The sequence below is a fragment of the Aliivibrio wodanis genome, from assembly GCF_052920805.1.
Genome location: NZ_JBREXA010000002.1, coordinates 1831816 through 1857150, shown reverse-complemented (window position 1 = coordinate 1857150; position 25335 = coordinate 1831816). Strand labels below are relative to the sequence as shown.

The window sequence follows — 25335 nt, the reverse complement described above, 5'->3', positions numbered from 1 at the left end:
AAGTTTTAAATAAGTGCTTGACACTGAGACTTAAATAGATAAAATGGCCGTCCTCTTCACTGAAAGGCTAGTAAGCTTTAAAAGTAGAAGAAAAGCTCTTTAACAATTTGAAACCTATTAATCTGTGTGGGCACTTGTGAGTTGATAATCACTAGTTTGCTTTTACTTTTCGAAGTGAATTCAAACAAAAATAATCAATGAACTGAGTGACTACACAAAATTACTTTTATGTAACAATCAGTATTAATCATTGAGCCGGTTTTGTTTCTGCTTCTCTTTATAGAAAAGACAGAGCAACCAAAAAACTTTAATTGAAGAGTTTGATCATGGCTCAGATTGAACGCTGGCGGCAGGCCTAACACATGCAAGTCGAGCGGTAACAGGAATTAGCTTGCTAATTTGCTGACGAGCGGCGGACGGGTGAGTAATGCCTGGGAATATGCCTTAGTGTGGGGGATAACTATTGGAAACGATAGCTAATACCGCATAATGTCTTCGGACCAAAGAGGGGGATCTTCGGACCTCTCGCGCTAAGATTAGCCCAGGTGAGATTAGCTTGTTGGTGAGGTAAGAGCTCACCAAGGCGACGATCTCTAGCTGGTCTGAGAGGATGATCAGCCACACTGGAACTGAGACACGGTCCAGACTCCTACGGGAGGCAGCAGTGGGGAATATTGCACAATGGGCGAAAGCCTGATGCAGCCATGCCGCGTGTATGAAGAAGGCCTTCGGGTTGTAAAGTACTTTCAGTCGTGAGGAAGGGTGTGTAGTTAATAGCTGCATATCTTGACGTTAGCGACAGAAGAAGCACCGGCTAACTCCGTGCCAGCAGCCGCGGTAATACGGAGGGTGCGAGCGTTAATCGGAATTACTGGGCGTAAAGCGCATGCAGGTGGTTTGTTAAGTCAGATGTGAAAGCCCGGGGCTCAACCTCGGAACCGCATTTGAAACTGGTAAACTAGAGTGCTGTAGAGGGGGGTAGAATTTCAGGTGTAGCGGTGAAATGCGTAGAGATCTGAAGGAATACCAGTGGCGAAGGCGGCCCCCTGGACAGACACTGACACTCAGATGCGAAAGCGTGGGGAGCAAACAGGATTAGATACCCTGGTAGTCCACGCCGTAAACGATGTCTACTTGGAGGTTGTGGCCTTGAGCCGTGGCTTTCGGAGCTAACGCGTTAAGTAGACCGCCTGGGGAGTACGGTCGCAAGATTAAAACTCAAATGAATTGACGGGGGCCCGCACAAGCGGTGGAGCATGTGGTTTAATTCGATGCAACGCGAAGAACCTTACCTACTCTTGACATCCAGAGAATTCGCTAGAGATAGCTTAGTGCCTTCGGGAACTCTGAGACAGGTGCTGCATGGCTGTCGTCAGCTCGTGTTGTGAAATGTTGGGTTAAGTCCCGCAACGAGCGCAACCCTTATCCTTGTTTGCCAGCACGTAATGGTGGGAACTCCAGGGAGACTGCCGGTGATAAACCGGAGGAAGGTGGGGACGACGTCAAGTCATCATGGCCCTTACGAGTAGGGCTACACACGTGCTACAATGGCGCATACAGAGGGCTGCAAGCTAGCGATAGTGAGCGAATCCCAAAAAGTGCGTCGTAGTCCGGATCGGAGTCTGCAACTCGACTCCGTGAAGTCGGAATCGCTAGTAATCGTGAATCAGAATGTCACGGTGAATACGTTCCCGGGCCTTGTACACACCGCCCGTCACACCATGGGAGTGGGCTGCAAAAGAAGTGGGTAGTTTAACCTTCGGGAGGACGCTCACCACTTTGTGGTTCATGACTGGGGTGAAGTCGTAACAAGGTAGCCCTAGGGGAACCTGGGGCTGGATCACCTCCTTAAACGATAGATTACGATTTATGAGTGTTCACACAGATTGATTAGGTTTTAATAAGTTGAAGTGACAGAGCTTTAATTAATGATTTCGATTATTGATTAAAGCTTTTTGCTTTAAGCTCTTTAACAATTTGGAAAGCTGACTGATTTAGCTTAATTTATTTTTACTTTTGAAAAAGTAAAACAAAACAGCTCAGGCTGTAATTAAGTTAAATCAAAATTTAAAAGTTCTTAATATCTTTTGTTTCATTTTTAATGAAACGAATTAAAAACACATTCAAGTGTTCTTGTATTTTGAATCCGGCGAAAAACCAGAACTCGCAATGACGAGTTCAACCTTGGTTGCTGTTTACTGTACGAAACCTCTTGGGGTTGTATGGTTAAGTGACTAAGCGTACACGGTGGATGCCTTGGCAGTCAGAGGCGATGAAAGACGTATTAACTTGCGATAAGCCCAGATTAGGTAGTAAAAACCTTTTGAGTCTGGGATTTCTGAATGGGGAAACCCACTAGCATAAGCTAGTATCGCTGCGTGAATACATAGCGCAGCGAGGCAAACCGGGAGAACTGAAACATCTAAGTACCCCGAGGAAGAGAAATCAACCGAGATCCCGAAAGTAGCGGCGAGCGAAATTGGGTTAGCCCTTAAGCTTTTAATGAGACAGGTGAAGCCTCTGGAAAGTGGCGCGATACAAGGTGATAGCCCTGTAACCGACATCTCATCATCAGTGAAAACGAGTAAGGCGGGACACGTGATATCCTGTCTGAATATGGGGGGACCATCCTCCAAGGCTAAATACTACTGACTGACCGATAGTGAACCAGTACCGTGAGGGAAAGGCGAAAAGAACCCCTGTGAGGGGAGTGAAATAGAACCTGAAACCGTGTACGTACAAGCAGTAGGAGCATACTTGTTATGTGACTGCGTACCTTTTGTATAATGGGTCAGCGACTTATATTCAGTGGCAAGGTTAACCGTTTAGGGGAGCCGTAGGGAAACCGAGTCTTAACTGGGCGTTCAGTCTCTGGATATAGACCCGAAACCAAGTGATCTAGCCATGGGCAGGTTGAAGATTGAGTAACATCAATTGGAGGACCGAACCGACTAATGTTGAAAAATTAGCGGATGACTTGTGGCTAGGGGTGAAAGGCCAATCAAACTTGGAGATAGCTGGTTCTCCCCGAAATCTATTTAGGTAGAGCCTCGGACGAATACTACTGGGGGTAGAGCACTGTTAAGGCTAGGGGGTCATCCCGACTTACCAACCCTTTGCAAACTCCGAATACCAGTAAGTACTATCCGGGAGACACACGGCGGGTGCTAACGTCCGTCGTGGAGAGGGAAACAACCCAGACCGCCAGCTAAGGTCCCAAAGTTATAGCTAAGTGGGAAACGATGTGGGAAGGCTCAGACAGCCAGGATGTTGGCTTAGAAGCAGCCATCATTTAAAGAAAGCGTAATAGCTCACTGGTCGAGTCGGCCTGCGCGGAAGATGTAACGGGGCTAAGCTATACACCGAAGCTGCGGCAATGCAATTTATTGTGTTGGGTAGGGGAGCGTTCTGTAAGCCGTCGAAGGTGTGCTGTAAGGCATGCTGGAGGTATCAGAAGTGCGAATGCTGACATGAGTAACGATAAAGGGGGTGAAAAACCCCCTCGCCGGAAGACCAAGGGTTCCTGTCCAACGTTAATCGGGGCAGGGTAAGTCGACCCCTAAGGCGAGGCTGAAAAGCGTAGTCGATGGGAAACGGGTTAATATTCCCGTACTTCTTATAATTGCGATGGGGGGACGGAGAAGGCTAGGTGGGCTTGGCGACGGTCGTCCAAGTTCAAGTGCGTAGGCTAAGAGTTTAGGTAAATCCGGACTCTTGTTAGGCTGAGACACGATGTCGAGCATCTACGGATGTGAAGCCATTGATGCCATGCTTCCAGGAAAAGCCTCTAAGCTTCAGATTATAAGAAATCGTACCCCAAACCGACACAGGTGGTCGAGTAGAGAATACTAAGGCGCTTGAGAGAACTCGGGTGAAGGAACTAGGCAAAATGGTACCGTAACTTCGGGAGAAGGTACGCTCCTAGCGGTGATGAGACTTGCTCTCTAAGCTGCCGGGAGTCGCAGATACCAGGTGGCTGCAACTGTTTATTAAAAACATAGCACTGTGCTAAATCGTAAGATGACGTATACGGTGTGACGCCTGCCCGGTGCTTGAAGGTTAATTGATGGGGTTAGACTTCGGTCGAAGCTCTTGATCGAAGCCCAAGTAAACGGCGGCCGTAACTATAACGGTCCTAAGGTAGCGAAATTCCTTGTCGGGTAAGTTCCGACCTGCACGAATGGCGTAATGATGGCCACGCTGTCTCCACCCGAGACTCAGTGAAATTGAAATCGCTGTGAAGATGCAGTGTACCCGCGGCTAGACGGAAAGACCCCGTGAACCTTTACTACAGCTTGGCACTGAACATTGACCCTACATGTGTAGGATAGGTGGGAGCCTTTGAAACCAGTACGCTAGTATTGGTGGAGGCAATCTTGAAATACCACCCTTGTATGCTTGATGTTCTAACGTTGGCCCCTTATCGGGGTTGCGGACAGTGCCTGGTGGGTAGTTTGACTGGGGCGGTCTCCTCCCAAAGAGTAACGGAGGAGCACGAAGGTGGGCTAAACACGGTTGGACATCGTGTGGTTAGTGCAATGGCATAAGCCCGCTTGACTGCGAGAATGACAATTCGAGCAGGTACGAAAGTAGGTCATAGTGATCCGGTGGTTCTGAATGGAAGGGCCATCGCTCAACGGATAAAAGGTACTCCGGGGATAACAGGCTGATACCGCCCAAGAGTTCATATCGACGGCGGTGTTTGGCACCTCGATGTCGGCTCATCACATCCTGGGGCTGAAGTCGGTCCCAAGGGTATGGCTGTTCGCCATTTAAAGTGGTACGCGAGCTGGGTTTAGAACGTCGTGAGACAGTTCGGTCCCTATCTGCCGTGGGCGTTGGATGATTGAAAGGGGCTGCTCCTAGTACGAGAGGACCGGAGTGGACGAACCTCTGGTGTTCGGGTTGTTACGCCAGTAGCATTGCCCGGTAGCTAAGTTCGGGATCGATAAACGCTGAAAGCATCTAAGCGTGAAGCGAGCCTTGAGATGAGTCATCCCTGATACTATACGTATCCTAAAGGGTTGTTGGAGACTACGACGTAGATAGGCAGGGTGTGTAAGTGCTGCGAGGCATTGAGCTAACCTGTACTAATTGCCCGTGAGGCTTAACCATACAACACCCAAGGGGTTTTGAACGGATTTAAAGTGACAAGAAACAGATTGAATGTGATTAAGAACAACTCTTTATATAGAGAAACGGCTTTCCAGATTATTATTTATCTCTTAGTGAGGTAGATAGAAAGAATTTGCTTGGCGACCATAGCGTTATGGACCCACCTGATCCCATGCCGAACTCAGAAGTGAAACGTAATAGCGCCGATGGTAGTGTGGGGTTTCCCCATGTGAGAGTAGGACATCGCCAGGCTTCCAATTCGTTTTTATCTTTTTAAAGATAAAAACAGAATAAAACATAATATGTTTTATTTAAGTAATAGCATTATGCTGAATAGACACTGCGGAGTGGTAGTTCAGTTGGTTAGAATACCGGCCTGTCACGCCGGGGGTCGCGGGTTCGAGTCCCGTCCACTCCGCCACTATTTTAAAAAGCCCTAATCGAAAGATTAGGGCTTTTTTACGTCTGTATAAAAGTTGAATGATGCAGAATAGACACTGCGAAGTGGTAGTTCAGTTGGTTAGGCTTTTTATTGGAGGAGCTTAGCGGCCAGTCACGCCGGGGGACGTGTCGCTTTCAAGGTTGATAAGAAAGTCCCGTCCACTCCGCCACTATTTTAAAAAGCCCTAATCGAAAGATTAGGGCTTTTTTACGTCTGTCTAAAAGTAAAATGATGCAGAATAGACACTGCGGCGTGGTAGTTCAGTTGGTTAAGCTTTTTATTGGAGAGCTTAGCGGCCAGTCACGCCGGGGGACGTGTCGCTTTCAAGGTTGATAAGAAAGTCCCGTCCACTCCGCCACTATTTTAAAAAGCCCTAATCGAAAGATTAGGGCTTTTTTACGTCTGTATAAAAGTTGAATGATGCAGAATAGACACTGCGAAGTGGTAGTTCAGTTGGTTAAGCTTTTTATTGGAGAGCTTAGCGGCCAGTCACGCCGGGGGATGTGTCGCTTTCAAGGTTGATAGAAAGTTCCGTCTACTCCGCCACTATTTTAAAAAGCCTTAATCGAAAGATTAGGGCTTTTTTACGTCTGTCTAAAAGTAAAATGATGCAGAATAGACACTGCGAAGTGGTAGTACAGTTGGTTAGGCTTCCTCTAAACACTCTCATCCTGTATTCTTTTCATATTGCTATTTTAAGGATGACATCATGCGCTTCAAGCCTCTTTTACTTTCTTCTGCTGCTCTTTATTTATTTTCATCAATCTCATTTGCTGGCGAATCTCGCCCTAAAGTTGGTTTAGTCCTTGCTGGCGGTGGTGCTAAAGGGGCTGCACATATAGGCGTACTTAAAGCATTAGAAGAAATGAAGATTCCAGTTGACTATATTACTGGTACAAGTATGGGGGCTTATATTGGTGGTTTATATGCTTCAGGGCTGAGTGCTGATCAAATAGAAGTTTTCATTGATAGCGTTAATTGGAATAGTGGTTTTGTTGATAAGGTGGAGCGCAGTGAAAGGCAAATTAGAGATAAAGAATATGAAGACCGTTACCAAATAGGAACCGATATTGGTTTCTCATTTACAGAACTAAAAGCGCCTAAAGGCTTTGTTCAAGGCCAAAATATGGCAAAAATTCTTCGAACAACGTCGGGTAATGTTCCTTATTTAGAATCATTTGACAATCTTCCTATTCCGTTTAGAGCTGTTGCAACTGATATTGAAAAACTTGAACCTGTCATTTTGGATAAAGGTGATTTATCAAAAGCGATGATGGCTAGTATGTCTGTACCTGGTGCATTACCACCAGTCGAGTACGAAGGGCGCTTATTAGTAGATGGAGGTAGTGTTAATAACATGCCTGTTGATATCGCAAGAGAAATGGGTGCAGATATTATTATTGCCGTTGATATTGGTTCTGATTATTTAGAAGCGAAAGATATCTCTAGTTATTTATCTGTTATGGGGCAGTTAACTAATTACATAGTAAAAAACAGTACTCTTCAGCAAGAAAAATTATTAGAGGCACAAGATATTTTGCTTTCACCTCATGTGGGGAAAATGGAAACCGCAGAGTTTAATAAGATGCCTTTTGCTTATGGAAAGGGATATGACATCGCATATGAAAAACATAAAGTGCTCGATAAATTAGTGTTATCCGCTGATGATTACCAAGAGTACTTAGATGAAAAAGAGAAAAAAACAATTCAACTTTCGCGTGGTGAAGAGCTCCATGTTGATAACATAGAAATTAAAAATAATAGTTTATATACAGAAAAAATGTTGTTAGACCGTTTAAATTTAAAGGAAGATCGTACTTATAGCGCTAATGAGTTAGAAGAGCATATAAGAAATTTATACGTTATCGATAGATTTGAACGAGTCGATTATTATTATGAAAAAAACAGCAAAGGGAATCATGATCTTGTTGTTGAGATAAAAGAAAAAAGTTGGGGGCCTAACTATCTAGATTTTAGATTTGCTTTAGAAGATGACTTTGATAATCAAAGTAAATATTCATTAGGGATGTCGATTAACTTTACAGATATAGAGCTCACAGGTTTAAGAGATAATCGTTCGGAACTAAGAACTAACTTTGAGCTAGGAACCGATAAATTAATATCAGCAGAGTTATATACCCCATTTTTAGTGAACCAATTGCTTTTTACTTCTTTAAAATCAATATACAGCGTTGAGAAAAAGAAATTTTCATTATCAGGGAATGAATTAGGTTCTATTGATAATGATTTCTCACTAGAGTACAGCAATTTTATATTTGAAGGTGCCGTTGGTCTTCAGGGGCATTTATGGAGTGATTTTAGAGTTGGTGGAAGGTATACCAAAGGAGAGATAACCTCTAAAACTTTTTTTAAAATTGATGCTGATTACACAAGAGAAGGAATGTTTGCTCAATATCGATTAGATACATTAGATGACTATACATTCCCAACTAAAGGCTTTTATATTAATTCTGAATATTTATATTCGCATGATAATGTCAAAAACAGTGCAGTTAGTGACTCAATAACGGATTCAGTTATAGAGATAACGCTAAATACGAGAGCAGCTTGGACTTATACTCGTCATACTTTCGTCAGGTAATTTTGAGTATGGTGTTGTAGAGAATAAAAATGGAGATTTACAATTAGAACCTAAATCTCTAGGTGGTTTTTTACGTTTATCAGGAACCCCAAAAGACAGTTTAACAGGACAAAATTTAATTTTTGGTAGCTTTGTTTATCGTTATAGATTAATGGATAACGACTTCGGACTATTCCAATCACCTATTTATTTAGGGGCTTCGTTAGAAAATGGAGGCCTTTGGGAGGAAGAAGGAATTAAAAATGCGCCAATTTATACGGCAGGATCATTATTTATAGGGGTCGATAGCCCTGTAGGCCCTGTTGTTTTTGCTTATGGGCGCTCTGAGCAGCAGCATGAATCGATATATTTAAGTATTGGAGCAATCCTATAATATGTAAAAGTGCGCCATAAGTCGTATGTTGTTTGATGTGATGAGATTTTAATTTTAAGTTAAATTTGGTATCATTTCGCCACATTTTTAGTCTATACCGACATATATTCTCTTGTTTTATTGAGATTTATAACAGAATTAAAAAGTCAAAGGATATAAACTGAATCGTTTCCAAGGATGTTTACTCATTAAGAGTAGACCAGAAAGTGAGGAATTAAGTCGTGCTTGAAGCTTATCGTAAACACGTCGCAGAACGTGCTTCTGAAGGTGTGGTCCCTAGACCATTAGATGCTGAACAAGTAGCAGCATTAGTTGAACTAGTAAAAAATCCGCCACAAGGTGAAGAAGAAGTCCTTCTTGATTTACTAGAAAATCGCATTCCCCCAGGCGTTGATGAAGCTGCTTATGTTAAAGCTGGTTTTTTAACCGCAATCACAAAAGGCGAAGTGGAATCTCCATTAGTTAGTAAAGAAAAAGCGACAGAGCTACTTGGTACAATGCAAGGTGGTTATAACATCGAGTCGCTAGTTTCTCTACTGGATGATACAGAGTTAGCTCCTATTGCCGTTAAAGCTCTATCTCATACATTACTTATGTTTGACTCATTTTATGATGTTGAAGAGAAGGCAAAAGCCGGTAATAGCTTCGCGCAGGAAGTGCTTCAATCTTGGGCTGATGCAGAGTGGTTTACATCAAAAGAAAAAGTTGCTGAGAAAATAACTGTTAAAGTATTTAAAGTAACTGGTGAAACTAACACCGATGATTTATCTCCAGCACCAGATGCTTGGTCACGTCCAGACATTCCAGTACACGCAAAAGCGATGTTGAAAATGGAACGTGAAGGCATTACTCCTGACGAACAAGGTAATGTTGGTCCAATTACTCAAATTGAAGAAATGCAAAAAGATGGCATTCCGCTGGCTTATGTTGGTGATGTTGTTGGTACAGGTTCTTCACGTAAATCAGCAACAAACTCAGTACTTTGGTTTATGGGTGAAGATATTCCATTCGTACCAAATAAGCGCACTGGTGGGGTTTGTCTAGGTGGTAAAATTGCACCAATCTTCTACAACACAATGGAAGACTCGGGTGCACTACCGATTGAATTAAATGTACAAGACATGAATATGGGTGATGTTATTGATATCTACCCTTATGAAGGTGTTGTTCGTAAAGACGGCGCAGATATCTCAAGTTTTGAACTAGGCAAAGTTCTTCTAGATGAAGTACGTGCTGGTGGTCGTATACCTCTGATTATAGGTCGTGGCTTAACAGGCCGAGCTCGTGATTCTCTTGGTTTAGCTGAAACTGACTTGTTTGCTAAACCTATTGATCCTTTAGCTTCTGATAAAGGTTATACATTAGCTCAAAAGATGGTTGGTAAAGCGTGTGGCGTAGAAGGTGTACGAGCAGGTCAGTACTGCGAACCTAAAATGACGACAGTAGGTTCTCAAGATACTACCGGCCCTATGACGCGTGATGAACTTAAAGATTTAGCGTGCCTTGGTTTCTCTGCTGACCTTGTTATGCAGTCTTTCTGTCATACATCGGCATACCCAAAACCTGTTGATGTAAACACTCACCATACACTGCCTGATTTCATTATGAATCGTGCGGGTGTTTCACTACGTCCTGGTGATGGTGTAATTCACTCGTGGCTAAACCGTATGCTTCTACCTGATACCGTTGGCACTGGTGGTGATTCTCATACACGTTTCCCTCTTGGTATCTCTTTCCCTGCAGGTTCTGGTCTTGTTGCTTTTGCAGCAGCGACAGGTGTTATGCCTCTGGATATGCCTGAATCAATCTTGGTTCGTTTTAAAGGTGAAATGCAGCCGGGTATCACACTACGTGATCTTGTTCATGCAATTCCATATTATGGTATTCAGCAAGGTCTATTAACAGTAGCTAAAGCGGGGAAAATTAATGAATTTTCTGGTCGCGTACTAGAGATCGAAGGTGTTGACCATTTATCTGTAGAACAAGCATTTGAGCTTTCAGATGCATCGGCTGAACGTTCAGCTGCGGGTTGTACAGTGAAACTTTCTGAAGAGTCTATCTCTGAGTACTTGAACTCGAATATCGTTATGCTGAAGTGGATGATTGCTGAAGGTTACGGTGATGTTCGTACTATCGAGCGTCGTATCACGGCAATGGAAGAGTGGTTAGCGAATCCTGAATTGCTATCTTCGGATTCAGATGCTGAATATGCGCACGTGATTGAAATTGATCTTGCTGATATTAAAGAACCAATTCTTTGTGCTCCAAATGATCCTGATGATGCTCGTTTACTTTCAGAAGTTCAAGGTACAGAAATTAATGAAGTATTTATTGGTTCTTGTATGACCAATATCGGTCATTTCCGTGCTGCAGGTAAGATGCTAGAGGAGTTTAACGGCTCACTAAATACTCGTCTATGGGTTGCTCCGCCAACGAAGATGGATAAAGACCAACTGACAGAAGAAGGCTACTACGGCATCTTCGGTCGCGCAGGGGTACGTATCGAAACTCCTGGTTGTTCACTATGTATGGGTAACCAAGCGCGCGTTGCTGACAAGTCGACAGTAATGTCTACCTCTACTCGTAATTTCCCGAACCGTTTGGGGACAGGTGCGAACGTTTATCTAGCTTCTGCTGAGCTTTCTGCTGTTGGTGCTATTCTAGGCCGAATACCAACGCAAGCTGAGTATCTAGAGTACGCTCAAAAAATTGATGCAACAGCAGCGGATACATACCGTTACTTAAATTTCCATAAAATGGGTCAATATACAGAGAAAGCAGATACGGTGATTTTCCAAGAACCCGCTTAATCTTTGTTTATAAATGAAAAAAGCAGCCAAATCGGCTGCTTTTTTATTGCGTATAATTTTATATTAATAACGTACTCAATAAAAAATCATGTTATTTTTTAATATTCATCGAGTAAATTGCAGCGACATTTCTTGCTGTGTTTTCAACATTAATAGCGGCTTCTTTTAGTGCTGTTTCTAATGATACAGAGCGAGGAACGACACTGAATACCGCATCAATACCGTAATCATGAACAATCGCACAGTCATCCGATAAACAACCAGCAATCCCAATAACAGGCAAATTGAATTTTTTCGCTGCTCTTGCTACACCAATAGGAGTTTTACCATGAATGGTTTGGCTATCAATTCGTCCTTCACCTGTAATCACTAAATCTGCCTTAGATAACACTTTACTTAAATTAACAGCATCCATTACAATTTCGATACCAGGTCGAAGAGTGGCATCAAATAAACCAAGTAACGCAGCACCAAGACCACCAGCAGCCCCTGCGCCTTCAGTATCTTTTACGTCTTTATTCAATTGTGATTTCATCACATCAGCGTAATGGCTTAGGTTTGAATCTAATGTTTTTACCATTTCTGGAGTTGCCCCTTTTTGTGGGCCAAAAATATAAGAAGCACCTTTAGGACCACATAATGGGTTATCAACATCGCATGCGACTTCAAGCGTAATATCATTAAGGCGGGGATCTTTATTTGATGTATCGATCGTTGCAAGGTGTGCTAATGAGCCTCCACCAAAAGCAAGATCATTACCATTTTTATCTAACAGTTTAATACCAAGCGCTTGAGCCATGCCAATGCCGCCATCGTTGGTAGCACTGCCACCAATACCTACGATGATATGTTTAACCCCTTTATCTAATGCGGCTTTAATTAACTCGCCAGTTCCATAGGTTGTTGTGTGTAAAGGGTTACGTAAACTTGGTTCAACAAGATGTAAGCCTGATGCCGCTGCCATTTCTATAATTGCGGTTTGTTCATCGCCAAGTAATCCATAGAATCCAGTTACTTTCTCACCAAGAGGAGCGGTAACCGTATGTTCAATTATAGATCCACCAGTAGCATCAATTAGAGATTGAACAGTCCCTTCACCGCCATCGGCCATCGGTAATTTAATATATTCAGCGTTAGGTAATACCTGTTTAAATCCAGCTTCAATTGCCGTAGCGACTTCCATCGCTGTTAAACTTTCTTTGTAAGAATCAGGAGCAATAACAATTTTCATAATAAAGCCTTATTAAACAAATAAACCGAAGACACCAAAGATGAGAGTTGAAACAGTTGCGATCATAAGACCAACCGCTGATTCATATGGGATAAGTTTTAAGCGTTCTTTCATGTCCATGTGAACTGCGCCACCTGTTGCATGAAAGAAGCTACCATGTGGCATGTGATCTAATACTGTCGCACCCGCGTGGATCATTGCAGCACCAGCGAGAGCAGGAACGCCAAGCTCTAAGATAGTATGGCTAAACACACTTGCTGCAACCGCTGTACCTGCGGTCGTTGATGCTGTTGCAAGTGACATCATTGCACCTGAAATCGGCGCTAATAAATAAGAAGGAAGACCAGAGGCGGTTAATACTTCAATTAAGCCTGATTTAAGTCCGGAGTTCGCAATAATCCCAGCAAGAGTACCAGTACCAAGTAGCATTACCGCCACTGGAGCCATACGAGAAAGGCCTGATACTGCAAAGTGATTGGTGTCTCTAAAGCGTCCCATAGCAACAGCACCTAATAAACCACCAAGTGGAAGTGCAATGAGTGGGTCAACGTTAATCCCTGCGATAGGACGTAAAGCAAGAAGGCTGATAGCAACAAGAGGAGCGACGATTGAAGTAACGAAACTTGGTAAACGAGAATGGTCAACTGCTACGACTTCGTATTCTTGAACTTTACTGCCTTTATTGACTAACTTCTTAGCGATGAAGTAGGCAAAAACTAAGCCGAATAGACCTGGGATCACACCTGCTGCCATTACTGAAGTTAAAGGAACATTAAAGGCATCAGCAGCTGCAATGGCATTTGGGTTAGGAGACATAACGTTACCCGCTTTACCTCCACCAACCATAGCTAATAGAATCGCCATTTTTGAAAGATCAGCTCGGCGAGCAATAGCCAGTGCAATAGGAGCTACGGTGATAACAGCAACATCCACAAAAACCCCAACGGCTGTTAAGATCATTGTCGCGACGGCTAAAGCAAATAAAGCACGAGTCTCTCCGACTTTTTTTACAATGGTTTCAGCAATAGAGGTTGCCGCGCCCGATTCGATTAGAACACCAGCAAGAACACCAGCAGCTAGAATACGAAGTACAGCAGTAACGATACCTTGCGCACCACCTATCATTAAGTTAACGGTATCTGTGAGTGATACGCCACCAACAATACCACCGATTAAAGCACCAATGATCATGCCATAAGCAGGCGGTACTTTTTTCAAAATGAGTGTAATTGCAACGGTCAAGGCGGCGAGTGCACCTAAAGTCGATACTTCGATCATATTAATGTTCCATTTAATAATTAAGATGCCAGTAATCTATCTTTAAGAGTCGAAATAAGCTTTAGACGAATGAACAAATTTTATCGCCGGGGTGTACCTTTGATTGTGCCGTTGCACAAATGTACATTTACTTATTGCTTGATAGTATTGCTAAATATAAATAAGTGCGATCGCTTATCTTATTGATATTTAAGTTGGTTTCTTGTTGTATCTTGTCTAGTCGATAGCGGAGTGTATTACGATGTATATGAAGCGCATTACAGGTTTGAGCTGAATCACAATTATGAGTAAAAAAGGCACGTAGTGTTTTAATTAAAATATGTTTTGTATCACTGGCCATCAGCTTTTGAATCGGAAGCGCTAATTGTTCCGTTCGCCATGCATCAGGTCGTAAGCCATCGATTAAAACGGGTAAGATATTATCTTGGTAAAAAAGAATACGACTTTTGGAGTCTGCGGTATTCATGGTGGCCTTTGCCGTCATATAAGATTGTGCAAGACCTTCTAAATCAGGAAAGTAATCACCAAGTGCGATTTTTATCGTGAATTTCTCGTCATGAGATATTCGTTGGAAAAGTTGGCGAATACGTTTTTCTTCGTGAGATCTATTCCACCCTGTATCCGTCAGTGTAATTGGCTTTAACACCACAACTTCATTTAATGTCACTGAACTGATCGCCACTAAATTATCGCGTTCAGGGTATTCAAGTAAATGAACGAGCTTTTGTAGGTGAGTAAGAGATAGATTCTCTCCGTTAAATGAATCAACCTTAATGATAGTAGCGATCCGAGGTTGATGAAGATCGAGCTCTAAGCGTTCAGCAATCGAATACAGTTGTTGAGTGTTGAGATCCGAAGGTTGAATAAGCTGTAAAACTAACTCTTCTTTGTGTCGTTTTGACCACTGTATCTCTGTCATCAATGCGGCTTGTTCAATGATCAATTCAGCTGTCATTTTGACTAATTCACCATATTGTTGAATATCAGAAGGTTGGCCTGAAATACCGACCACACCAATAATGTGATTTTGAAAGATAATAGGCAGGTTGATCCCTGCTTTCACCCCTCGTAATTGCTGAGCTGTAGAGTGATCTATCTCGACAATACGGTTTTCATTAATGGCTAAAATAGCACCTTCATGACGACAATTGAGTCGAGATGGATCACCAGAGCCAATGATCACACCAAACTCATCCATTACATTGACAGAATGCTTAATGATTTTCATTGAACGTTCAACGATTTGCTTTGCGATCACGTTGGTTAATTGCATGGTTGAATCTCTTTCATCATGGATAAGGTGCTTAACTATAAAAATACTAGGGATAGGATTATACTGGAGGAAAATAGCTCAGCATTGTCTTTGGTTAAAAACGTGTGAGCTAACGTCAATTATCGTAAGGGTTTCCGATGGATTACGAATTTAAGAAAAATACACTCGATGGCACTTATCATGCAAACTTTTCTATGGGGCATGAAGCCATGGGACGTTGGTTGGTAGAAGATGTAGCAAAAGATACCGAACTATTGGCGGAGCTGTATCAGCAAATAGCAGCAGTAAAAAATACTCAAGACGAATGGAGACGTTCAGGTCAGGTAATGACTCTAATTCTGACCGATCAAGAAGTTATCGTCCAAGAAAACGCATTATTTGAAAATTCAGAAGAAGAATTTGAAGAAGATATTCATATGTATGACGATGAATGTATTTCTGTATGCGGATTAGAAGATTTTGAAACCATGCTCCAAAGTTGGGAGGCGTTTATTCGACGCTTCTAAACTGAGCCATTTATTGCTCAATACTAGGGAAAGGCTGCACTTATTTAGTGCAGCCTTTTTTCGTTTTTTTGATGGGGATTAATTAACTCATTGAATTTTTTATGTTTTTAAAGTTGGCACACGAATTGGATTGTTAATTATAAGTTACAAATAATTCAAGGACTGAAGCATGAAAATAATCAATGCCATTATAAAGCCATTTAAATTAGACGATGTTCGTGAGGCTCTCGCAGAAGCAGGCGTCGATGGAATGACAGTATCGGAAGTGAAAGGGTTCGGACGTCAGAAGGGACATACTGAATTGTATCGAGGTGCAGAGTATCAAGTCGACTTTCTACCTAAAGTAAAACTTGAAATAGCAGTTCAAGCTGAGCATGTAGACAATATTATTGAGGCGATTACAAAAGCTGCACATACCGGGAAAATTGGTGACGGAAAGATTTTTGTTTATGACCTTCAGCAAGCAGTGCGTATTCGTACTGGTGAAACTGATACAGAAGCACTTTAAGGATAGAGGACAATATTATGGAACTTTCAACAACCGTATCAGAACTTCGTTATGCCCTAGATACCTTTTTCTTCTTAATGTCAGGTGCTTTGGTTATGTGGATGGCAGCAGGTTTTGCCATGTTAGAGGCTGGTTTAGTTCGCTCAAAAAACACCACTGAGATTTTAACTAAGAACTTATGTTTGTATGCGATTGCTTGTACAACTTATTTAGTTGTCGGTTATAACATCATGTATGTCGATAATACAGCGGGTGGGATCATGCCTTCTATTGGGGCTTTAATTGGTACTCAATCAGAAGGGGCTGATCATTCTCTAGAGTCTGACTTTTTTTTCCAAGTGGTTTTCGTTGCTACCGCAATGTCAGTAGTATCTGGTGCAGTGGCTGAACGTATGAAACTTTGGTCTTTTCTTGTGTTCTCTGCCATTTTAACTGCCTTTATTTACCCAATGGAAGGATATTGGACATGGGGTGGTGGCTTCTTATCTGAAGCAGGATTTAGTGACTTTGCTGGCTCTGGCATTGTTCATATGGCTGGTGCTTCAGCCGCATTAGCTGGCGTCCTATTACTTGGTGCTCGTAAAGGTAAGTACGGTAAGAAAGGTCAAATTTACCCAATTCCTGGCTCTAATATGCCATTGGCAACATTAGGTACTTTTATTTTATGGTTTGGTTGGTTCGGATTTAACGGTGGTTCTCAATTAATGATTTCAGATTTTGAGAATGCAACCGCAGTTGGCCAAATCTTTTTGAATACCAATGCAGCAGCTGCCGCTGGTGCAATCACAGCATTATTCGTGTGCAAAACTACGTGGGGCAAAGCGGATTTAACCATGGTATTAAATGGAGCATTAGCTGGGCTTGTAGCGATTACCGCGGATCCTTTATCCCCGTCTCCATTAGCCGCTGTGAGTGTCGGTGCTGTGGCTGGTGCATTGGTTGTCTTTAGTATTGTTGCTTTTGATAAAATCAAGATTGATGATCCAGTCGGTGCGATTTCTGTTCATGGTGTGTGTGGATTGTTTGGTTTAATGGTTGTTCCACTAAACAATGCAGATGCAACATTTGGCGCTCAATTGTTCGGTGCTGCCGTTATCTTTGCTTGGGTATTTGGTGCAAGTCTTGTGGTTTGGGCAATATTAAAAGCAACCATGGGGATCCGAGTATCAGAAGATGAAGAGCTTGAAGGTATGGATGTTCATGATTGTGGAATAGATGCTTATCCAGAATTTGTTAGTGTGAAGTAAACACTGCGGTTAATAAAATTTTACAAATTATAAGGCCTCATACGAATAGTATTGAGGCTTTTTCTTGTAAAAAATGCGTGAGATCATTGCCATTTGAGAATTGATTTGTATAATAGCGATATTGATAAGTATTCTTATTACCATTTGTAACTAGAGAAAGTTTAAAGGAATATCATGAAAAAATTATTATCAGTTTCTGCACTAATCGCAGGTATGTTTGCACCAAGTGTTATGGCAGCAGAAGAAGTTAACGTTTACTCTTACCGCCAACCGTTCTTAGTTGAGCCAATGTTTAAAGAGTTTACTAAAGAAACTGGTATTAAAGTTAACGTGAAGTTTGCTAAAAAAGGCTTAGCAGAAAAGCTAGCTCAAGAAGGTGAATTAAGCCCTGCAGACGTTATTTTAACAACTGATATTAGTCGCCTTGCTGAACTAACAAATAAAAATCTAGTTCAATCGGTAGATAGTAAAACGATTGATGCAAATGTTCCTTCTCAATACCGTGATTCAGACGATGAGTGGTTCGCATTAACTCTACGTGCGCGTAATGTATATTCATCTCGTGACCGTGTTGGTAAGTTAGGTGCTGATTTTGATTACGCTGACTTAGCAAACCCTGAGTGGAAAGGTAAGATTTGTACTCGTAGCGGTAAGCACCCTTACAATGTTTCTCTTGTATCATCAATGATCGCTCATCATGGTGAAGCAGAAACAAAAACATGGTTAGAAGGCGTAAAAAATAACCTTGCTCGTAAGCCACAAGGTAATGACCGTGCACAAGTTAAAGCAATTAAAGAAGGTCTTTGTGATGTTGCTTTAGGTAACAGTTACTACCTAGGTAAAATGGTTAATGATCCTAAGCAAGTACCATGGGCAGAGTCTGTATACATTAACTTCCCTAACCAAAACACTGATGGTACTCACGTAAATATCAGTGGCATGGCGATGGCTAAATACGCGCCAAATAAAGATAATGCAGTAAAATTAATGGAATTCTTAACGGGTGATGTTGCTCAAGGAATGTATGCTGAAGTGAACTACGAATACCCAGTAAAACCTGGTGTTAAGCGTTCTGAGTTAGTTGCATCTTGGGGTGATTTCAAAGCAGATACATTATCTTTAGATGCGATTGCAGATAACCACACTAAAGCAATTAAACTTTTAGATGAAGTTAAATTTGATCTTTAATTTGATATTTACTATTGGTGAGGTAACAATACCTCACCATTTTAAAAAGAGCCTTGTAGTTTAGGCAATGAAAGAAAAAATTATTATTCTGGAAAACCAGTAGTTGGAGTATATCTCTACTGCTGGTTTTGCCGATCTTAGCGATCCTATATACCGCACTAGGTAATACCGATGATATCTTTACTCATCTGTTTAATACCGTTTTACCAACCTATACGTTAAATACGGTGTTATTAGTATTTGGTGCGATGTTCTTTTCCTTAATTTTAGGTGTTCCTTCTGCATGGTTTATGGCCATGTGTCGTGTACCTTCCTCATCGATTTTGCAATGGGCCTTAGTTCTTCCTTTAGCTATGCCTGCTTATATTGTCGGTTATATTTATACAGATTGGCTTGATTTTGCAGGACCAATACAAGTATTACTCCGAGATATTACTGGATGGCAATCTTACGGTGATTATTGGTTCCCAGATATTCGAACCTTAACTGGCGCCATTCTTGTGATGTCTTTGGTGCTATACCCCTACGTATATTTACTTGCTCGTGCTGCATTCATGGAGCAAAACATCAGTTTGCTGCAGTCGGCGCGCTTATTAAAATGTACGCCTTGGGAGAGCTTTAAGCGCATATCGCTACCTCTTGCAAGACCTTCGATAGCGGTTGCTTTATCTTTAGTAGCGATGGAAGCGTTAGGAGATTTTGGTACCGTTAGCTATTTTGCAGTAAATACATTAACGACAGCAGTTTATGATACGTGGTTAGGCTATTCGAATTTGAATGCTGCCGCTAAAGTGTCTGCATTTATGCTGATGGGTATTTTATTGTTGATCAGCGGTGAACGTTATAGTCGTCGTAAACAAAAAATGTTCCAAGAGAAGTTTAATACCAACGAAGAGTTTCAATATGAACTTCATGGATGGAAGAAATGGGGTGTATTTAGTTGGTGTTGGGGATTGGTGTCTATTGCTTTTATTTTTCCATTATTACAATTAATTAGTTATTCTTTTCATTACTTTGAAGAAAGTTGGACCGCAGAATTTCAAGAATATGCGCTAAACAGTTTATACGTTTCATCGGTTGCTGCGATCATTGCTGTTATTATTGCAGTTGTGGTTAATTTTTTACATCGACTACAACCTAGTAGTAAGTGGAGCGTGCTCCCGATGCGCTTAGCGTCACTTGGTTATGCGGTTCCCGGAACTGTGCTAGCGATTGGTGTTATGCTGCCAATGATAGCCTTAGACCATTTAGTGAATGATATTTCAAAACAGCTGGGTTTAGGGATGGTTGGTTTAATTTTTTCTGGTTCAATCTTTGCGTTAATTTTTGCTTCTGTAACGCGTTTCTCAGCAGTGGCTATTGGCTCGATTGAAAGTAACCTTAATAAAATTCCCCCTTCATTGGATATGGCATCACGCACATTAGGTTGCGGAACATGGGAAATGTTACGTCGAGTGCATTTTCCATTAATTCGCCGTGGTTGCTTAATCGCTGGTTTATTGGTGTTTATAGAAACGATGAAAGAGTTAAATGCAGCATTGTTATTGCGCCCATTTAATTTTGAAACACTAGCAACATATGTATTTAATTTTGCTTCTGACGAGCAATTAGAGATTGCAGCCATGCCTGCGGTATTATTGGTATTGGTTGGATTGATCCCATTGATCATTGTTAACCGTTCTTTGGAGCAACAGCATTAATGAACTCTGCATTATCTATATCTAATTTAACCTGTCGTTATCATGATCAGGATATTTTATCTCAGCTATCTTTAGATGTTGAATCAGGTGAAATTGTTTGTTTGCTAGGTGCGAGTGGCTGTGGAAAAACAACTCTTCTCAAGGCGATTGCAGGCCTCTTGCCTTTATCTGAAGGTGAGATGAACCTTAATGGAAAGGTGATTACTGACAGTAATACGTGGTTACCACCAGAGCAGCGCAATATAGGTATGATTTTTCAAGATTATGCGTTGTTTCCACATCTTACGGTAAGCGAAAATATCGGGTTTGGCTTAAAAAAATGGGAAAAACAGCGAGCAATAGATAAAGTAGAATCTATGCTTCATCTTGTTCACTTAAATGGTTTTGGTGATCGTTACCCACACCAATTATCTGGTGGTCAGCAACAGCGTGTTGCGATTGCAAGGGCGCTAGCCAGCGAACCAGATCTTCTGTTATTGGATGAACCATTTTCTAATATTGATACCCAAGTTCGTCATGATCTAATTAAAGAGATACGCCGTATTTTTAAAGCTCAAGGTGTTACTGCTATTTTTGTTACTCACAGCCGTGAGGAAGCGTTTGCTTTTTCTGATAAGTTAGCAGTAATGAATCATGGTGTGATTGAGCAATTCGGCAGTGCAAATGATTTATACTATTCACCAAATAGCCGCTTCGTTGCTGATTTCTTAGGTGGTGGTTCTTATGTATCAGGTCTAATTGGTCACGATGGAAATATTGAAACTGCGGTTGGTTTGATCTCTTGTGGTCGTAGTACTGAAGATGCAAATAAGAAAGCGGATGTTTTACTTCGTCCACAAAACATTACTCTGTATAGAGATTCAACAGGTAGTGCTATTGTTAAAGAATTACAATTTATGGGTGATACATGCCGATATGTAATTGAAGATGATGGTACTCAATTAATTGGCGTATCTAATGATTCTTTATCAAATGGTGAGAGAGTAAGGGTCGATATAAAGCCTCATTGTCCAATCGTATTCCTCCAAGAAAACAATTAAGATTTTTAGATAAAAAGAACCCAGCTAATCGACTCAAGTATTAGCTGGGTTAAGTCTTTAGAGACGTATTTTTATTTAAAATACGCAGGAAACTAAAGAGAAAGGAAAGCTTTCATTTCATTCAACACTTTTTCTGCTGTTAGTTGGTCTTCCATTTCAGCAAAAATTCTTAGTAATGGTTCTGTTCCTGAGAAGCGAGCAATTACCCAACCACCATTTTTGAAATAAACTTTAGCGCCATCTTCATAGCTGACTTTTTCTATTTCATACTCAAATTCAGGTAATTGTTTTTCAATATAAATTTTATTATAAAGTGCTTCTTTTTCACTTGGTTTAAAAGTACAGTCGCCTTCGGCAGTGTAGGCATAACCATATTTAGCATAAATTTCATCAAGCATTTCAGAGAGTTTTTTACCCGTCACACTGATCATTTCAACTAATAAACTAGAAGCGAATACGCCATCTTTACCTTTAATGTGACCACGAATAGTTAAACCACCTGAGCTTTCACCACCAAGTAAAGAATCATCCGCTTCCATTTGTGAACTGATATGCTTAAAGCCTACAGGAACCTCAAAGCTCTTTTCACCATGATCGGCTGCAACTTTGTCCAATAAATGAGTGGTGGCGATATTACGAACAACAGAACCTTTCCAACCTTTGTACTCAAGTAGGTAATAATAAAGCAGCAATAACACTTCATTTGGATGAATAAAATGACCTTTTTCATCAATAATACCTAGACGGTCAGCATCACCATCGGTACCAATACCAATGTCATAACCATCATGAGCAACCAAGTGTTTTAAGCGATATAGCGTTGCTGCATTTGGTGATGGCATAAGGCCACCAAAAGATGGATTTTCACCGTCATTGATAACATCAACATCACAGCGAGCACTAATTAATACGGTTTGTAAGGCATTTTTTGCTACACCAAACATTGGGTCAATTAATACACGTAAGTTGGCTTTTTTAATTGAACCCATGTCAATTTTATCGATGATAGAATCAACAAATGCATTCATTGGGTTGATTATTTCAATGCAACCATCATTTAAGGCTTCTTCAAAATCGACACTGCTTACATCTTGCTGTGTTAAATGTGCAATTTGTTGTTCAATCTTTTGAGTGATTATTTCATCAGCGTCACGGCCACCTTCAATAAATACTTTTATACCGTTGTAATCTGCTGGATTGTGAGAAGCTGTAATACAAGCTGAGTAAATACACCCCATCTCTTTTGCTTGGAACATAACAATCGGAGTTGGGACGAATCGATCAATAAAGCTTACTTTAATACCGTTTGCAGCCACGACTTCAGCAAACCATTTCCCTGCTTTATCTGAAAGAAAGCGACGGTCATAACCAATAACAAAACCTTTTTCTTGCGCTTGTTCATTGATCATAATATTAGATAACGCTTGTGCGACAAGACGTACATTGTCTTTAGTGAATTCTTCACCAATAAAAGCACGCCATCCGCCAGTACCAAATTGAATCATTGTAAATTCCTTTTAGAGTAAGGAGCTTGCTATAAGCTCCTTACTTTTATCTTTACATTAGGTCGCTAATTAAACGAACTAACCCATAATAACGATAACGTCATTAACACTGCCTTCCGCTTGAACTGGAACAGCACCGTTAATTTCTTCGCCATTAATCGTGATTGATTGAACGCCTTTACTTACTGAGTTCGGGTTCTTAACTTGAATGTTGTAAGTCGCTTCACGCCATTGACGACTTACTGAGAACTCTGGCCAATCTGTTGGAATACAAGGGTCAATAGTTAAGCCTTCAAAGCCAGCACGAACACCGAGAATAAAGTTAGTTACCGCGAAGTAAGCCCAACCAGAAGTACCAGTTAACCAAGGGTGATTAGCACGACCATGATCTTGATGATCTTTACCCATGATAAACTGTACGTATGAGTATGGTTCAGCAACACGCTTTTCAATCATGTCATTTTGGTTATATGGATTTAGTGCATCATAGAATTTCATTGCACGGTCACCACGACCTAGTTTTGCTTCTGCTACCCAAGCCCATGGGTTTGGATGAGAGAATATTGCGCCATTCTCTTTTACGCCTTGGTAAACGCGAGTAACAAAACCGATGTCATCATTTGGTGTTGAGAATGAAGGTGAATTTAGGTGTAGGCCGTATTCAGAGAATAAGTTCTCATCAACTGCATCCATTGCTTTTTCACCACGTTCTTGAGATACCGCGCCAGATAAAACTGCTAATGTGTTTGATTCAAGGTGAACTCGACCTTCAGTTTGTTGTGCTGTACCAATTTTGTCGCCATCTTTAGTTAGACCACGAATGTACCAACCACCTTCTTCATCCCAAAGATGAGTTTCACAGGCTTCGCGTACGTTCGCTGCCATTTCAGAGTATTTAGTTATGTCAGCATCATTGTTACGGAATTTAGCTAAATCTAAGAATTCTTCTAATGCCCAGAAATGTAAGAATGAAACCATTGATGATTCGCCACCACCTAAGTTCAGACAGTCATTCCAGTCAGCGCGTAAACCTTTACAAATACCAGTACGACCAACATATTCGGCAGAGAAATCTAGTGCTGCTTTCATGTGTTCGTAAACCGTAGCGTTACCGCCATCTGCGTATGGGATCACTTCGTCAAAGAAAGAGTGCTCACCAGTTTCCATTACATATTTGATGATCGTCGGAACGATCCATAAATGGTCATCAGAACAGGTATCTTCAATGCCGTGGATCTTATCGTCATCTGATGGAGTAGGAACCACTGTTGGTGATTTCGATGGAACAACATCTGCTTTTTCAGGGTCGAACCAGTCAGGATCAAATAGGTGTAGACCGTAACCCGCTTTCACTTGGCCGCGTAATAAGTCAACGATACGTTTACGAGTCATTTCTGGGTTAGCGTGAGGCACTGAGATTGCATCTTGAGCGGTATCACGATAACCAAGGCCTGTACGACCACCTACTTCGATGAATGAAGCGAAACGAGACCAAACCACACACGTTTCAGCTTGGTATAGTGTCCAAGTGTTGATCATTGTATCCAAACCTTCGTTTGGTGATTTTACTTGGAATTTATCGCAACGCTCACTCCAGTGATCTTTGATCTCTTGGAAAGCGGCATCAACATTAGCAACGTCTTGGTATTTTTGACGTAGACGTTCACCATTGCCTTTACCTAGACCAAGCACGTAAGCGAAACGTACTTCTTCACCTGGTTGGATAGTAAATTGTTTATGAAGAGAACCACAATGGTTGTAACAGGTTTGTGCTGAGTTAGAGCACTGGCCTTTTTCAACTGCAATTGGGTTTGCTTCGTCGCGGTATGCACCTAAGAAACTGTCACGTTGACCGTCGTATGAGTCTGGATCAAATGTAGACGCTAAGTAGTAGAAACCTTCAAAATCATTGGTGTTGTAGTAAAGATCGTATTCGATTACGCCTTCATTGTAAGACGTACCTGCCGAGTACAATGACATTTGGTGGTTTTGGTTATCTGATTGGATATGGCTGAATGAGAATTCAACAAAAGAGAATGCAGAGATAACACGAGGCTTATCGCTAGTATTCTTAATAACCACGTCCCACACTTCAGCATCTTCACCTTTTGGAACAAATAAAGTTTTAGTTGCTTCAATACCGTTGTAGTCACATTTGAATTTAGAGTAAGACAAACCGTGACGAACTTCGTAGCTTGCTTCATCTAAACTTTTTGCTACAGGCTGCCATGAGATTGACCAGTAATCGCCAGTTTCATCATCACGAAGGTAAACATAGTGTCCAGGGCGATCAAATGTGCCGTTTGGACGGAATTTAGTAACACGATTATACTCTGGAGAGTTATAAAAAGAGTAACCGCCAGCATTGTGAGAAATAACCGTACAGAATTTCTCTGTGCCTAAGTAGTTAGTCCATGGAGCTGGTACGTCAGGGCGTGTGATTACATATTCACGGTTATCGTTATCAAAAAAGCCGTATTTCATTGTTCTATCCTTAACTAAAATACTAATAATTGG

12 protein-coding genes, 1 tRNA gene, 3 rRNA genes and 1 pseudogene are annotated in these 25335 nt (G+C 41.4%); 12 read left to right on the top strand and 5 right to left on the bottom strand.

Features of this window, described 5'->3' with window-relative positions; all coding sequences use genetic code 11:
- Positions 1-308 precede the first annotated feature (308 nt).
- From ACU5DF_RS16460 to acnB, 6 genes and pseudogenes are all read left to right on the top strand, one after another.
- Positions 309-1851: ribosomal RNA gene (locus tag ACU5DF_RS16460) — 16S ribosomal RNA — on the top strand.
- A gap of 373 nt (positions 1852-2224) precedes the next feature.
- A 23S ribosomal RNA gene (locus ACU5DF_RS16455) occupies positions 2225-5115 on the top strand.
- Positions 5116-5251: 136 nt separating this feature from the next.
- Positions 5252-5367 (top strand): 5S ribosomal RNA (rrf, locus tag ACU5DF_RS16450).
- Together the 16S, 23S and 5S rRNA genes with 1 tRNA gene alongside form the textbook arrangement of a ribosomal RNA operon.
- A gap of 92 nt (positions 5368-5459) precedes the next feature.
- Positions 5460-5536 (top strand) — tRNA-Asp (locus ACU5DF_RS16445).
- Positions 5537-6266: 730 nt separating this feature from the next.
- Positions 6267-8532, top strand: a pseudogene (locus tag ACU5DF_RS16440) (patatin-like phospholipase family protein).
- Positions 8533-8753: 221 nt separating this feature from the next.
- Positions 8754-11342: a bifunctional aconitate hydratase 2/2-methylisocitrate dehydratase gene (acnB, locus tag ACU5DF_RS16435; protein ID WP_446713582.1), complete on the top strand. Its 2589-nt coding sequence runs from the start codon at positions 8754-8756 to the stop codon at positions 11340-11342.
- 91 nt (positions 11343-11433) lie between these two features.
- On the opposite strand, the gene ACU5DF_RS16430 is transcribed toward acnB, so the two are convergent.
- The 3 genes from ACU5DF_RS16430 to ACU5DF_RS16420 all read right to left on the bottom strand — a co-directional run bounded on the left by ACU5DF_RS16430 (position 11434) and on the right by ACU5DF_RS16420 (position 15124).
- Positions 11434-12573 carry a glycerate kinase gene (locus ACU5DF_RS16430; RefSeq protein ID WP_446713581.1) on the bottom strand — a complete coding sequence of 380 codons (1140 nt, stop codon included), beginning with the start codon at positions 12571-12573 and terminating at the stop codon, positions 11434-11436.
- A 12-nt stretch (positions 12574-12585) separates the two neighbouring features.
- Entirely contained in the window at positions 12586-13851 is a 1266-nt protein-coding gene (locus tag ACU5DF_RS16425; protein WP_446713580.1) for a GntP family permease, read from the bottom strand.
- Positions 13852-13978: 127 nt separating this feature from the next.
- Positions 13979-15124: a sugar diacid recognition domain-containing protein gene (locus ACU5DF_RS16420; protein ID WP_446713579.1), complete on the bottom strand. Its 1146-nt coding sequence runs from the start codon at positions 15122-15124 to the stop codon at positions 13979-13981.
- A gap of 137 nt (positions 15125-15261) precedes the next feature.
- Here ACU5DF_RS16420 and ACU5DF_RS16415 point away from each other — a divergent pair, with 137 nt between their 5' ends.
- From ACU5DF_RS16415 to ACU5DF_RS16390, 6 genes are all read left to right on the top strand, one after another.
- Positions 15262-15630 carry a YacL family protein gene (locus tag ACU5DF_RS16415; protein WP_446713578.1) on the top strand — a complete coding sequence of 123 codons (369 nt, stop codon included), beginning with the start codon at positions 15262-15264 and terminating at the stop codon, positions 15628-15630.
- A 169-nt stretch (positions 15631-15799) separates the two neighbouring features.
- Entirely contained in the window at positions 15800-16138 is a 339-nt protein-coding gene (locus tag ACU5DF_RS16410; protein WP_045101235.1) for a P-II family nitrogen regulator, read from the top strand.
- 17 nt (positions 16139-16155) lie between these two features.
- Complete coding sequence (gene amtB, locus ACU5DF_RS16405) at positions 16156-17385, top strand: ammonium transporter AmtB (RefSeq protein ID WP_446713577.1); 1230 nt, start codon at positions 16156-16158, stop codon at positions 17383-17385.
- 174 nt (positions 17386-17559) lie between these two features.
- Positions 17560-18573, top strand: coding sequence for a Fe(3+) ABC transporter substrate-binding protein (locus ACU5DF_RS16400; protein ID WP_446713576.1), 1014 nt, complete (start codon positions 17560-17562; stop codon positions 18571-18573).
- A gap of 119 nt (positions 18574-18692) precedes the next feature.
- Complete coding sequence (locus ACU5DF_RS16395; protein WP_446714261.1) at positions 18693-20273, top strand: ABC transporter permease; 1581 nt, start codon at positions 18693-18695, stop codon at positions 20271-20273.
- Positions 20273-21313, top strand: a complete 1041-nt coding sequence (locus tag ACU5DF_RS16390; protein ID WP_446713575.1) for an ABC transporter ATP-binding protein — start codon at positions 20273-20275, stop codon at positions 21311-21313. The genes ACU5DF_RS16395 and ACU5DF_RS16390 overlap by 1 nt, the downstream gene beginning before the upstream one ends.
- Positions 21314-21405: 92 nt before the next feature.
- Here the strand turns inward: ACU5DF_RS16390 and ACU5DF_RS16385 are convergent, their stop codons facing one another.
- Together ACU5DF_RS16385 and ACU5DF_RS16380 are read right to left on the bottom strand one after the other, a co-directional pair.
- The gene (locus tag ACU5DF_RS16385; RefSeq protein WP_446713574.1) at positions 21406-22818 is read right to left on the bottom strand and encodes a phosphoglucomutase/phosphomannomutase family protein; all 1413 of its coding nucleotides are present in this window, start codon (positions 22816-22818) and stop codon (positions 21406-21408) included.
- Positions 22819-22896: 78 nt separating this feature from the next.
- Positions 22897-25302 (bottom strand): glycoside hydrolase family 94 protein, encoded by a 2406-nt coding sequence (locus ACU5DF_RS16380; RefSeq protein ID WP_446713573.1) that lies wholly within the window; start codon positions 25300-25302, stop codon positions 22897-22899.
- Between the last annotated feature and the right edge of the window lie 33 nt (positions 25303-25335).